This window comes from Planococcus sp. SE5232 (assembly GCF_050686535.1).
Classification (GTDB): domain Bacteria; phylum Bacillota; class Bacilli; order Bacillales_A; family Planococcaceae; genus Planococcus.
The window spans coordinates 224,848-238,591 of sequence record NZ_JBOGCP010000002.1 but is presented as its reverse complement, the minus strand read 5'-3'; the positions used below and the strand labels follow the sequence as shown (position 1 = coordinate 238,591).

12 protein-coding genes are annotated in these 13,744 nt (G+C 47.8%); 10 read left to right on the top strand and 2 right to left on the bottom strand.

Annotated elements, in window-relative coordinates:
* The 5 genes from ACRC6Q_RS10010 (at position 1) to ACRC6Q_RS09990 (ending at position 6,463) form a co-directional block, all read left to right on the top strand.
* Entirely contained in the window at positions 1-1,695 is a 1,695-nt protein-coding gene (locus ACRC6Q_RS10010; protein WP_431466459.1) for a methylmalonyl-CoA mutase family protein, read from the top strand.
* Positions 1,696-3,843 carry a methylmalonyl-CoA mutase gene (gene scpA, locus ACRC6Q_RS10005; protein WP_223637726.1) on the top strand — a complete coding sequence of 716 codons (2,148 nt, stop codon included), beginning with the start codon at positions 1,696-1,698 and terminating at the stop codon, positions 3,841-3,843. It begins immediately after the preceding gene.
* Positions 3,843-4,910, top strand: a complete 1,068-nt coding sequence (gene meaB, locus ACRC6Q_RS10000) for a methylmalonyl Co-A mutase-associated GTPase MeaB (RefSeq protein ID WP_431466458.1) — start codon at positions 3,843-3,845, stop codon at positions 4,908-4,910. Before scpA ends, meaB begins: the two co-directional genes overlap by 1 nt.
* Positions 4,911-4,975: 65 nt before the next feature.
* Positions 4,976-5,416 (top strand): BrxA/BrxB family bacilliredoxin, encoded by a 441-nt coding sequence (locus ACRC6Q_RS09995; RefSeq protein WP_223637719.1) that lies wholly within the window; start codon positions 4,976-4,978, stop codon positions 5,414-5,416.
* 54 nt (positions 5,417-5,470) lie between these two features.
* Positions 5,471-6,463, top strand: a complete 993-nt coding sequence (locus tag ACRC6Q_RS09990) for an aromatic acid exporter family protein (RefSeq protein WP_431466457.1) — start codon at positions 5,471-5,473, stop codon at positions 6,461-6,463.
* 201 nt (positions 6,464-6,664) lie between these two features.
* On the opposite strand, the gene prli42 is transcribed toward ACRC6Q_RS09990, so the two are convergent.
* Positions 6,665-6,760, bottom strand: coding sequence for a stressosome-associated protein Prli42 (prli42, locus tag ACRC6Q_RS09985; protein ID WP_223639336.1), 96 nt, complete (start codon positions 6,758-6,760; stop codon positions 6,665-6,667).
* A 168-nt stretch (positions 6,761-6,928) separates the two neighbouring features.
* On the opposite strand from prli42, the gene mce reads away from it, so the two are divergent.
* The 5 genes from mce (at position 6,929) to rnz (ending at position 12,321) form a co-directional block, all read left to right on the top strand.
* Positions 6,929-7,327, top strand: a complete 399-nt coding sequence (mce, locus tag ACRC6Q_RS09980; RefSeq protein ID WP_223639333.1) for a methylmalonyl-CoA epimerase — start codon at positions 6,929-6,931, stop codon at positions 7,325-7,327.
* 14 nt (positions 7,328-7,341) lie between these two features.
* The gene (locus ACRC6Q_RS09975; protein ID WP_223639330.1) at positions 7,342-8,883 is read left to right on the top strand and encodes an acyl-CoA carboxylase subunit beta; all 1,542 of its coding nucleotides are present in this window, start codon (positions 7,342-7,344) and stop codon (positions 8,881-8,883) included.
* A gap of 20 nt (positions 8,884-8,903) precedes the next feature.
* A complete protein-coding gene (locus ACRC6Q_RS09970; RefSeq protein ID WP_223639327.1) occupies positions 8,904-10,022 on the top strand; it encodes a M20/M25/M40 family metallo-hydrolase in 1,119 nt (372 codons plus the stop codon).
* Between the two features lie 90 nt (positions 10,023-10,112).
* Positions 10,113-11,354, top strand: coding sequence for a DNA polymerase IV (locus tag ACRC6Q_RS09965; protein ID WP_431466456.1), 1,242 nt, complete (start codon positions 10,113-10,115; stop codon positions 11,352-11,354).
* Positions 11,355-11,361: 7 nt separating this feature from the next.
* Positions 11,362-12,321 carry a ribonuclease Z gene (rnz, locus tag ACRC6Q_RS09960; RefSeq protein ID WP_223639297.1) on the top strand — a complete coding sequence of 320 codons (960 nt, stop codon included), beginning with the start codon at positions 11,362-11,364 and terminating at the stop codon, positions 12,319-12,321.
* A gap of 389 nt (positions 12,322-12,710) precedes the next feature.
* On the opposite strand, the gene namA is transcribed toward rnz, so the two are convergent.
* Complete coding sequence (namA, locus tag ACRC6Q_RS09955; RefSeq protein WP_223639294.1) at positions 12,711-13,727, bottom strand: NADPH dehydrogenase NamA; 1,017 nt, start codon at positions 13,725-13,727, stop codon at positions 12,711-12,713.
* Between the last annotated feature and the right edge of the window lie 17 nt (positions 13,728-13,744).

The following is a 13,744-nucleotide window of genomic DNA, read 5'->3' as shown; positions in this document are numbered from 1 at the left end:
TTGACAATCGAATCGATGAAAAGAACACAATTTCCAACGCATACATACAGTGAATGGCAACAAGCAGCTGAAAAAGCGATTAAGGGCAAGCCTTTTGATGAAACGTTGAAAACACCAACTATTGAAGATGTAACACTGGAACCGTTATACACTAAAGAAATGCTTGATCAATTGGGCCGTTACGTACCGGCTCAAGTAGCTGCTATTCAACGCGGCAAGCATCAGCCAAGCTGGATTGTTTCCCAAGAAGTGACGGCAGATTCAGCCCAGGAATACCTGGCGTTGATGAAAGAGGATATTCTCCGCGGAAATGAATCGGTTGTCTATACGGGATTCCGTAAGTTTGACTGGACGGATGAACAATTGACTGAATTGGCAGAAATGATTGTCCAGTATCCTATTTATTTTAAATTAACGGGTGACGACCAGAATATTCTGCGGGTTTTCGATTTTGTATCTCCAGACCAGCTTTCGCAGGTTCAAGGTGTCATCTTTTCCGAAGAGGCCGTTGTGGCACCTGAAAACATCCGTACCCAATTAGTAGATACCATTCCGATCCACCATGCCGGAGGAACGGCAGTACACGAACTGGGCGTTGCGCTCAGTATCCTTTCTGAGCGCATGGAAGAGGCCGAGTTTGCAGAAACCGCAAAAAAAACGTGGATCCGTTTCGCGGTGGATACTCAATTTTTCCAGGAAATTGCTAAGTTGCGCGCATTCCGTGTGTTATGGCAGGCTTTCAGTTCCGCTTACGGAGAAGAAGCGCCGACGATTCCGTTGTTTACCGAAACTTCTGTCCGTTCTTATTCGAAACTGGATCCTTACGTGAATTTACTGCGGGCGGGAAATTCAACTTTTGCCGCAGTCCTTGGCGGCACGGATGCGCATACTGTCCATCCGCATGACTTCTTGACGGAACCTGACCTGTCGAGCCGGCGTATCGCCCGCAATGTGCAGCTGGTCATCAAAGAAGAAGCACATGTTTCCCATGTAATCGATCCGGCCGCAGGCTCTTATTTTATTGAAACTTTGACAAAAGAATACGTAGAAGCCGCCTGGAATTATTTCCTGGAGATCGAAGAGGCAGGAGGATATGCCGAAGTCATCAAGTCGGGCTGGCTGACAGACGATATTCAGGCGAAATGGATTGAGCGGGAAAAAAATGTAGCGACACGCAAACAATCGCTGATCGGTACCAATATTTATGCGAATCCACAGGAACCGGTAAAAGACGCCAAAATCGACGATGGGCATTTGGAGTACATGACAGCAAAACGCCTGGCTACGCCTTTTGAAAATATTCGTGCACAAAGCAGGGTGACCAGCCTGAAATCGGCAATCGTTTTGGTCGAACCATTGAAGAAGATCAAGGCCCAAGCTGATTTCGTATCGGGTTTTCTTGCAGTTGGCGGAATTGAACCCCTGGTTAGCCCTCATTTGGCGTCTGCTGAAGAGATCAATCAATTCCTGGCTGATGAACACATTGATTATGCCGTACTATGTGGATCGAAAGAAGCTGTTGCAGCCGTAGTTCCTGGCTTAAACACGCAATCCAGCATCGATTTGGCCGGTAAATACCCAAAAGAACAACTTTCGGAATGGGCAAGCTTTGGCATCGATGACACCCTATATTCCGGTAAACATATCACGTCAAAACTCGAGAAAATTCTTGCTCTAGGAAAGGAGGCGCTCTAAATGGCTAAACCCGATTTTTCCAAAGTCACACTCGGTGAGCTAGATGTTGCTTCTCAGAAGGTTACACAGCAAAGCGCCTTTACTACAAATGAAGGCATTGACATTAAACCAACCTATACAGAGAAAGACATTGAATTTCTGGAAGAAAGCCTGCCAGGATTTGCGCCCAATGTGCGCGGACCCTACCCGACGATGTACGTGTCACGTCCATGGACTGTACGCCAGTATGCTGGATTCTCGACAGCGGAAGAAAGCAATGCCTTTTACCGACGCAATTTAGCGATGGGCCAAAAAGGCTTATCTGTTGCCTTTGACCTTGCAACGCACCGCGGCTACGATTCCGATCACAAACGTGTAGTCGGAGATGTCGGCAAGGCCGGCGTTGCCATCGACAGTGTCGAAGACATGAAAATCCTGTTTGACGGCATCCCGTTGGATCAGATGTCTGTTTCCATGACGATGAATGGTGCAGTAGTGCCGATCATGGCATTCTTTATTGTAGCGGCTGAAGAGCAGGGTGTTTCTCCTGACCAATTGGCGGGAACGATCCAAAACGATATTTTAAAAGAGTATATGGTCCGCAATACATATATTTATCCGCCGGCTATGTCGATGCAGATCATTGCGGATATCTTTAAGTATACGTCCGATCATATGCCGAAATTCAATTCGATTTCGATTTCCGGCTACCATATCCAGGAAGCTGGAGCGACAGCGGATCTTGAATTGGCCTACACCTTGGCAGACGGACTTGAATATGTCCGTACGGGACTTGCTGCAGGCATTGATATCGATCATTTTGCACCGCGTCTGTCCTTTTTCTGGGGCATCGGCCTGAACTATTTCATGGAAGTCGCCAAAATGCGCGCCGGCCGTGAAATATGGGCAAAAATGATGAAAAGCTTCAATCCGAAAAATGACAAAGCCTTGGCGCTGCGGACACATTCCCAGACATCCGGCTGGAGTTTGACCGAGCAGGATCCATTCAATAACGTTACCCGCACCTTGATTGAAGCGAATGCAGCGGCAATGGGACATACACAGTCACTCCATACCAATGCGCTGGATGAAGCCATTGCGTTGCCGACGGATTTTTCGGCACGCATTGCCCGCAACACCCAATTATTCCTTCAGGAAGAGACCATGATGACCAATGTCATCGATCCATGGGGTGGTTCATATTATGTAGAATCGTTGACCAAGGAATTGATGGACAAAGCATGGGAATTGATTGAAGAAGTCGAAGAGCTGGGCGGAATGGCAAAAGCCATCGAAACGGGCTTGCCGAAGATGCGCATCGAGGAAGCGGCTGCGAAAAAGCAGGCGCAAATCGATTCCAATGAAGAAGTGATCATTGGGGTTAACCGCTACCGCCTTGATCAGGAGGATCCGATCGATATCCTGAACATCGATAATACGATGGTCCGTAAAACACAGATTGAACGCTTGGACCGCATGAAAGCCGAGCGCGACAGCGATAAAGTGGCAGCGGCTCTGGAAGCCTTGACGAAAGCGGCGCAAAGCGGCGAAGAAAACATTCTGGCCTGCGCTGTAGAAGCGGCACGGCACCGGGCATCACTTGGTGAAATCTCCGATGCGATCGAGAAAGCATCCGGAAGACATAAGGCGGTGATTCGTTCAGTGAGCGGAGTCTATAGTTCGAATTTCTCTAACCAGCAGGAAATGGAAGTCGTCAAGGAAATGACGGAAGATTTCATTGAAAACGAAGGGCGCCGTCCTCGTATCCTGATTGCTAAGATGGGGCAGGATGGACATGATCGTGGAGCGAAGGTCATTGCGACAGCATTTGCCGACTTGGGCTTCGATGTCGATATCGGACCGTTGTTCCAGACGCCTGCAGAAACGGCTCAACAGGCAGCGGAAAATGATGTCCATGTCATTGGCGTAAGCTCGCTTGCAGCAGGGCATATGACTTTGGTTCCGGATTTGAAAGCGGAACTGGCGAAAATTGGCCGTGAAGATATTCTGATTGTGGTCGGCGGAGTTATACCTGCGCAGGATTATGAATTCCTCCGCAATAACGGAGCCAGTGCGATTTTTGGACCGGGTACAGTCATACCGGTGGCAGCACAGAAAGTCATTGAGGAAATCTATGTGCGCCTTGGATATGAGGAAGTGGCAGACTGATGAGCCGCAAAAAGAATTCCAGGCGTGTCATGGAAGGCGTCCACGAGGCACATGATGGCATGAAGGCCTTGCCACGGAAAAAGTTCAAGAAGCCGGCAGACGAGATCTTGGATATCCAGGCGATGGCAGATGGGGTCCGGAGCGGTTCGCGTCTATACTTAGGCAAAGCGATCACCTTGCTGGAAAGCTCAAATCCCGAACATAAAAAGAATGGACAGGAATTGCTCAATCAATTGCTGCCGTTCACCGGAGGTAGCATCCGCATCGGCATAACGGGCGTTCCAGGAGCAGGCAAAAGCACATTCATCGAAACGTTCGGCGAAATGCTGACTGAGCTTGGACACCGGGTTGCTGTACTGGCGATCGATCCCAGTTCTTCTCTCACAGGAGGCAGTATTCTTGGAGACAAGACGCGGATGGAACAGCTGGCTCGAAATCCACAAGCGTTTATCCGGCCTTCCCCTACAGCAGGGACGCTTGGCGGCGTCCATAAAAAGACACGAGAAACGATGCTGCTGTGTGAAGCAGGGGGATACGATGTCATATTAGTGGAAACGGTCGGTGTCGGCCAAAGCGAAACACTGGTACGGGGAATGGTCGATATGTTCCTGTTATTGGTGCTGACAGGTGCCGGAGACGAACTGCAGGGCATGAAAAAGGGCATACTGGAATTGGCGGATGCCATCATCGTCCATAAAGCGGACGGGGAAAACGCGCAGCTGGCGAAAAAAACCGTTTCAGAATACAAACAGATGATGCACTTTCTGCAACCCGCTACGGATAGTTGGAAAACGCGTTCGCTCGCCGTTTCATCGGTGGAAGAAACCGGTATCCCGGAAGTCTGGAAAATGGTCAAAGAATTCGAAGACACGGTGAAAGTCAGCGGCTATTGGAAAAAGCGCCGCCAGGAACAGACCAAGGATTGGTTCCGCTCAATGATTACGGATGAGCTGCACAGCCGCTTTTTTGACAATGCAGAACGGCGCCAATTGGTCAGAAAACTGGAAACACAGGTCCTGAACGACGAATTGACTGTGTCCCAAGCGATTATGCAATTATTTGAGTAAGCTTTTTTGCAAGTCCATTGAACACCTGCTATGATAAAAGAAGCAATGATAAGGAGTGATATTTGATGAGCATGGATTTTAACTTCCTAATGAATGATATAGCTACACAAGCCCGTCAGGAATTGATTGATGGAGGATATACACAGCTCGAATCGGCTGAAGCTGTAAACGAAGCATTTTCACAAAAAGGAACAAGCCTTGTCATGGTCAACTCTGTATGCGGATGTGCAGGCGGCATTGCGCGCCCGGCTGCTTTACATTCCATCCACTATGACAAACGACCGGATAACCTGTACACAGTTTTCGCTGGACAGGACAAAGAAGCAACTGCTCAGGCACGCGCGATTTTCGGTGACGATCATTTGCCATCTTCGCCTTCTTTTGTCTTTATGAAAGACGGGAAAATGGTTGATGAAATTGGCCGTCATGAAATTGAAGGCCATGACCCAATGTCTGTTATTACGCATATTCAAGCAATATTCGAACAGCATTGCGACGAAGTTTAAGAAAGGATGCCTCTTATGGGGGCATTTTTTTCATGCCAAAATTTGGAGGATAAAATGAAGCTGAATTTGAGGCCATATTCAATTGGTTACCGAACGATGAAAACCGCTTTGGGCGTAGCGATCGCCATTACTTTAGCGCAATGGTTGCAGCTCGATTATTATGTCTCTGCCGGCATCTTGACGATTCTGTGCATCCAACCGACCAAAAAGAAATCGATAAGGGCAGCTTTTTCCCGATTTATCGCCAGTCTGATCGGCATATTATACGCCTTCATCTTTTTTGAAGGAATTGCCTATCATCCAGTTATGCTCGGCATCCTGATTGTGCTCTTTATCCCCCTATTGGTGACACTTCGGTTCCAGGATGGCTTTGTATCAAGTTCTGTCATTCTGCTCCATCTCTATGATGCGAAAAACCTGAATTTCGATCTATTGACTAATGAATTGATTTTAATGCTGGTCGGTTTCGGGACGGCACTTGCCGTCAATATGTATATGCCGAGCATTGAAAAAAAGCTGGACAGTTACCGGCACGAGATTGAAAATATTTACGCTTCCATTTTCCGCGAAATAGTCGTCTATTTGCGCGAAGGGGAATCCGGCTGGAGCGGCAAAGAATTGATGGAAGCCAGAAAACTGCTGGAAAAAGCGAAGGCATTGGCTTATCAGGATGTTGAAAACCACATAACCCGCCACGAAAATAAGTATTATCATTATTTCGAAATGCGCGAACAACAACTGGAAATCATCGAACGCATCTTGCCGAAAATCACGGCGTTGCCGATGATTGTGGATCAAACAGATCTGGTTGCAGATTTCCTGGAAGATTTAGCTGAACACGTCCATTCCGGCAATACGGCGTACCGTTATATTACGAAGTTGGATAAAGTCAAAGAGAATTTTGCCGCTTTGCCATTGCCCGACCGCCACGAAAAATTCCTGGCAATGGCCGAACTGTATCAAGTGATCCACGAAATGGAAACCTACTTAGAAATCAAGCAATCGTATAAGGGATTTCATACCCGAAAAGCGGAAGCGCCTGTATAGAACCGACAGGCTTAAGGCAGTTTGCCGAAGCGGCGTTCCTTCAGCCGCACAGGCAAGCGGACTTAAGACCCCGAGGTTCTAGGCGCAGGAGCTGGACAATGAGAAAAGCCGAAGCGCCCTATCTAGCATTCGCAGGTACTAAAACTTTCTCAAACTAAAAAAGACAGCAGGAGCACTAAGGCTCCTGCTGTCTTTTGGTATTTAAATTACAAAGCTTAAGCCCATCAGTAAACTTGACAGCACCATGATGCCGATCATGGTATAGACGATAAACTTGCGGAAAGCTGCGTTTCTCATTAATGGAAAACTCCTTTATCAATCAAATCATTTTGTAAATCATAACATATTTCTGCTCCAAGTTGAAGAGGGGCGCCTATTGAATTCACAATATTCGCTAACAGCCTAGAGTTTTTGATGCTGAATCTGTACAATAAGAGAGAAGTCAAAAAAGGAAGTGAAAATAGGATGAAAAAAGTAGATCATATCGGAATCGCTGTGAAGGATCTGAATGCCGTCCTTCCTTACTACACAGACACACTTGGACTCCCGCTGCTGAAAATCGAGGAAGTGGAATCTCAGAAAGTGAGAGTTGCATTCATCGATGCCGGCAATGTCAAACTGGAATTGCTGGAACCAATGGATGAGCACGGTGCGATTTTTAAATTTTTGGAGAAAAAAGGCGAAGGCATCCATCATATCGCATTTGGAGTTGTCGACATCGAACAACGAATGGCAGAACTGCGTGAAAATGGGGTGCGTTTGTTGAGCGATAAGCCGAATCCTGGAGCAGGCGGAGCCATGGTTGCATTCTTGCATCCAAAATCATCGAACGGAGTATTATACGAACTTTGTGAAAAAGAGTGATTGGGAGTGGGAAAATGGATATTTACGAAAGAATAAATGAATTGTATGACCGCAAGCGCGAAATTGAACTTGGCGGTGGCGAAGAACGTATCGCCAAGCAGCATGAAAAAGGGAAATTGACCGCACGTGAACGAATTGATTTATTGCTTGATGAAGGGACATTTGTTGAACTGAGCCCATTTGTTGAACACCGCACCACAGATTTCGGCATGGCCAAAGGTCCTGGCGAAGGCGTTGTCACAGGATACGGAAAAGTGAACGGCCGCCCTATTTACTTGTTTTCACAGGATTTTACGGTTTTCGGTGGAGCTTTAGGTGAGATGCATGCCAAAAAAATTGCCAATGTCATGGATTTGGCGGCACGTAATGGTGCCCCATTCATCGGATTGAATGATTCAGGCGGTGCCCGTATCCAGGAAGGCGTTTTATCGCTAGATGGTTACGGCCAGATTTTTTACCGGAACTCCATTTATTCAGGCGTAATTCCGCAGATTTCCGTCATCATGGGACCTTCTGCAGGCGGCGCGGTTTATTCGCCGGCCATTACTGATTTTGTTTTCATGGTCGACAAGACGAGCCAAATGTTCATTACGGGACCCAAGGTTATTGAAACAGTAACAGGTGAAAAGATTTCCTCCGAAGATCTTGGGGGATCAAGAGTACATACAGCAATCAGTGGAAACGCCCATTTCCGTGGTGATTCAGAACAAAAAGTGCTTGAAATGGTGCGCCAGCTGATCAGCTACCTGCCACAGAACAACCAGGAAATGCCGCCGCGCCTGGAAAATGGAGGAGAAGACGATTACCGCCCTGATTTGGCGGATGTCGTACCTTATGAAGCGATCCGTCCTTATGATGTACGGAAAGTGGTTGAGCAAGTAGTCGATCAAGACAGTTTTATGGAAGTGCAGCCGGAATTCGCCCGCAATATCGTTGTCGGACTCGGCCGCATCAAAGGCGAAACAGTGGGCCTTGTCTGCAACCAGCCGAAAGTGATGGCAGGCGGACTTGACATTGATTCTTCCGATAAGGCTGCGCGTTTTATCCGCTTCTGTGATTCATTCAATATTCCATTGATCACTTTTGAGGATGTTACCGGCTTCTTCCCAGGCATCAAGCAAGAGCACGGCGGCATCATCCGTCACGGAGCAAAAATCTTATATGCTTATTCGGAAGCAACTGTGCCTAAAATGACTGTCATTTTAAGAAAAGCTTACGGTGGTGCCTATGTGGCATTGAACTCCAAATCCATCGGTGCTGATCTGGTGTATTCATGGCCAAATGCGGAAATTGCGGTAATGGGACCAAATGGAGCAGCCAATATCATTTTCGCCCGCGAAATCGCTGCAAGCGATAATCCGGAAGAAACACGGGCAGCTAAAATAGAGGAATACCGCGTGAAATTCGCTAACCCTTATGTGGCTGCAGCCCGCGGCATGGTCGATGACGTCATCGATCCGCGCGAAACCCGCATCAAACTGATTCAGGCATTGGAAATGATGCGCAACAAAAAAGATACACGGCCTGCAAAAAAACACGGCAATATGCCGCTTTAAGTATAGAAGAGGTGCTTTAAATGAATAACGAAAGACTGATGAACGAATTTCTGGAATTGCTGCAAATCGATTCCGAGACCAAAAATGAAGGCGAAATCGCCGCTGCTTTACAGACCAAATTGGAAGCGATGGGTTTCCATGTCGTGATTGATGAGTCGGCTGCAGTTACAGGGCACGGAGCGGGCAATATCATCGCGACGCTGCGTGGCAGCCTGAGCGAAATTCCTGCCATTTATTTCACTGTCCACATGGATACCGTCACTCCGGGAGTCGGCGTCAAGCCTGAAATCCGTGATGGCTATGTCTATTCAGATGGTACGACGATTCTCGGTGCTGACGACAAAGCGGGAATTGCCGCTTTGTTCGAAATGATCCGGGTGCTTCAAGAGCAGCAAATCGACCATGGGGATATTCAATTGGTGATTACTGCTGGAGAAGAAAGTGGATTGGTCGGAGCCAAGGAACTGGATTCCTCCCTGTTGATCGCGAAGTACGGCTATGCGGTAGACAGCGACGGCAAAGTGGGCGGAATCGTAACTGCCGCTCCGAACCAGGCGAAATTATGGACTACCATCCATGGGAAAACCGCGCATGCAGGTGTAGCGCCAGAAAAAGGCATTTCTGCCATCACTATCGCTGCAAAAGCCATCGCTAAAATGACGCTTGGCCGCATCGATGAAGAAACTACGGCCAATATCGGACATTTTGAAGGTGGAGGAGCCACCAACATCGTGTGTGACGAAGTCAATATTTTGTCGGAAGCGCGTTCGATCAGCGAAGACAAACTAGCGGCACAAACGACTCATATGGAGTCTGTTTTTGAACAGATTGCAGAAAGCCTCGGAGGACGTGCTGAAACAGAAGTCAAGTTGATGTACCCAGGCTTCCATTTTGATGATATGGATCCCGTCGTGGAAATCGCACAAAAGGCTGCTGCCAAAATCGGCCGTCCTTCACCGATCCTGACAAGCGGTGGCGGCAGTGATGCCAATATCTTCAATGGATTTGGCATTCCGACTGTCAATCTTTGTGTCGGATATGAAGAAATCCATACGAAAAATGAACGCATGCCGATCGAGGAACTGGAAAAGTTGACCGAATTGCTGGTTGAAATTGTCAAAGAATCAACTCGAAACTGAATAGGGAAGCATCTCAAAAAAGAGAGAACAGGATGTATGTTCTCTCTTTTTTTGATACACTGAAAGAAAACGGAAAGTAGAGCGATTGTCATGGCGAGCCGAGTTATTTTTCATATTGATATGAATAGTTTTTATGCCTCTGTCGAACAATCGCATAACCCCGAATTGAAAGGGAAAGCGATTGCCATAGCCGGAAATCCGAAGGAACGCAAAGGCATCATCGTCACTTGTTCCTACGAAGCCCGGGCGCACGGCATCTATACGACGATGCAGGTGCACGAAGCCAAGCGGAAATATCCCGAGCTCCTGCTCTTGCCTCCAAATTTCGAACGTTACCGGGCAGCCTCGAAGGCGATGTTTGAAATTTTGCGTTCCTACACGGATCAAGTGGAGCCGGTATCGATTGATGAAGGCTATGTAGATGTTACGGAACTTATGGAACAGCGGCATGCACTCCAGATTGCAGACGAAATCCAGCAGCGGCTGCTCGCTGAATTGGATCTTCCTTGTTCGATTGGCATCGCCCCCAATAAATTCCTTGCAAAAACAGCCTCCGATATGAAAAAACCGATGGGCGTAACCGTTCTACGAAAACGTGACATCCAGGCTTTGCTGTGGCCGAAACCGGTGATCGAGATGCACGGCATCGGCGAAAGTACGGCAGCCAGGCTGAAAAGCTTGAAAATTGACACCATCGGAGATTTGGCGACAGCAAACGAGGGCCTGATCAAGGAAAAAATGGGCAAAAATGGGGTCCGTCTGCAGGCGCGCGCCAATGGCATGGATGACCGCCTAGTGGATCCTGATTCCATCTACGACACAAAGAGTGTGGGTACGTCCACCACACTGCCGGTGGATGAAACGGATGAGCAGCAATTGAAGGTTTTATTTCGCCAGCTTAGTGAAAAAGTGGCCAACCGGTTGGAAGCGAAAGAACTGGCGGGTCCGACAGTCAGCATCCAGACCCGCAGCTCTGACTGGAAAAACAGGACCCGCAGTGTCACCTTGAACAATACAGTCTGGAAAGCGGAAGATATTCATCGGAATGCCTGGCAATTATTTATACGGCATTGGAACGGGGAGCCTCTTCGGCTGATCGGTGTGACCATCTCGAATGTTTCCGGTAAAGGTGACATGACGGAACAACTGTCAATCTTCAACTTCCAGGAACATGCCAAAGAAGAACCGATTCTTGATTTGATGGCCAAACTGGAGACGCGTTTCGGCAAAAGTGTTTTATCACGGGGGACTAAAATTAAAAAAACCAATTACGATTCCAAAACAAGCTTCAGCAAAGATTTTCTGGACGATCATGACCACGAGAGAAAGTAGGGAAAGCATGCAGTTATTATTTCTTGGCACCGGTGCCGGTATGCCGTCGAAACAACGCAATACATCGGCACTGGTATTGAAATTGCTCGAAGAGCGGGGGACTGTATGGTTATTTGATTGCGGGGAAGCAACGCAGCATCAGATCCTCCATACGACGGTAAAACCACGAAAAATCGAAAAGATCTTCATTACGCATATGCATGGTGACCATATTTTCGGTTTGCCGGGTCTTCTTGGCTCCCGTTCATTTCAAGGAGGGGATGAGCCTCTCGAAATTTACGGTCCTAAAGGGATCGAAGAATACATCGAAATGACTTTATCGCTCAGCCGCACCCATTTGACGTATTCGATCGTCTATCACGAACTGACAGAAGGAATATTGGTTGAAGACGATTCGATGACAGTCGAGACGCGGTTGCTGAATCATGTGATTCCATCGTATGGCTTCCGCATCATCCAAAAGCCGTTGCCTCCAAAATTGCTGATCAATAAGGCGCTGGCGCTCGGTGTTCCGAAAGGTCCGCTGCTTGCGAAGCTGAAGAACGGGGAAGATGTAGAAAACGAAACGGGTCAATTGGTCCGCAGCAAAGATGTCACAGAACCCGAAGAGCCGGGATTCATCGTCACGATATTAGGCGACACCCGTTTTTGTGAGGCGGCTATAGAATTAGGGCGCGGCGCAGATGTACTGGTACACGAAGCGACATTTGATGGAACCGCTAAAAAAATGGCGGCAGAATATGGCCATTCTACGGTCTATGAAGCGGCGGAGACAGCTCGTCTAGCTGGTGCCAAAACGTTGATCATGAATCATATCAGTGCGCGTTTTCTGCCGGAGGACGACAAGCTGCTGCTGAAGCAGATGAAGGGAATTCACCCCCGCGGATTTATTGCGCATGATTTCTCGGAGTTCGAATGGTTGCAGCACGACAAAAAAATCAGGAAAAAACAGGTAAGCCATCCTTAAAAGATGGCTTTTTTTAGTAAATGTTAAAATTATTTATGGAAATAATAGAACATATGTTCCTTTTGTGATAAAATAAAGGTACAGCTGTATGAGGGCGGTTTGGCCATTCCCCAGGAAAGGGGGTGGTGACATGACCATTGCAGAATCATTCGGTCTCGTTTTTACGAGCATCGGGTTAACGATCAGCGCATTGACACTAGTCGTTTCCATGATTTTGGTCGTAAACAAAAAAAAATAACCGTCCCATGTGGCGTGGAATGACGGTTATTTTTTAAGCCTGTATTCCAGCCAACCGCTCTCGCGGCGGCATACAGCTGGCCGAATGCTCACGCATTCGGTTTTTTTACGTTACCTTTAGTATACTAAATCTGAAGCATTTTGCAACCGCCTTATATCCACCCGCGTTTATAAGGTGCTGGAGCCGTTATATCAGCCTTAAGCTCTTTTGCTGCTGAATATGCCCAATAAGGATCCCGAAGCAATTCACGGGCAAGGAAGACCAAATCCGCACGGTCATTTTGGAGAATTTCCTCTGCCTGTAAGGGGCTGGTGATCAATCCGACCGCGCCAGTCGCTATCGGGGTCTGATGTTTGATGGTTTCGGCAAAAGGCACCTGATACCCAGGGAATACAGGGATCTTTGCAGGGACGACAGCACCGGAGCTGACATCGATCAAATCAACGCCTTGCTGTTTCATCCACCGGCACATTTCCACATAAAGTTCAGGTGTCATGCCGCCTTCACTATAATCATGTGCAGAGATTCTGACAAAGAGCGGACCTTCCCAAACTTTATTTACTGCCTCGATGATTTGGCTCAAAAAGCGGTACCGGTTTTCGGAACTGCCGCCGTATTCATCGCTGCGCTGATTCGTTAATGGTGAAAGGAATTGGTTGATCAAATAGCCATGCGCCGCATGAATTTCGATTACATCGAATCCAGCTTTTTTGGCGCGCCGGGCACCATTTTTAAACGCCTCGACAGTTTCTTCAATCTCTTTCGAAGTCATTTCTTTGGGGGTTTTATAATTATCATCGAATGCGATGGCACTCGAGGATTGGATCTCGCCTTCGATTGTGGCTTTTCTTCCGGCATGGGCCAGCTGAATGCCGGTTTTGGCGCCATTCTGTTTCATCAGACGGACAATTTCCGTTTGACCACCGATGTGGCTGTCATTCCAGATGCCGAGGTCTCTTGTTGAAATACGGCCTTGAGGCTGAACAGCTGTCGCTTCAGTGATGATGAGGCCGACGCCGCCTACTGCCCGGGTCGGGTAGTGGATGCGATGCCAGTCAGTTACTTTACCGTCTTCGTGATCACTTTGGTACATGCACATTGGTGCCATGACGATGCGGTTCTTAAAAGTAGTTCCTTTAATCACATAAGGTTCAAATAGCTTTGCCATTGGACTTCCTCCTCCTA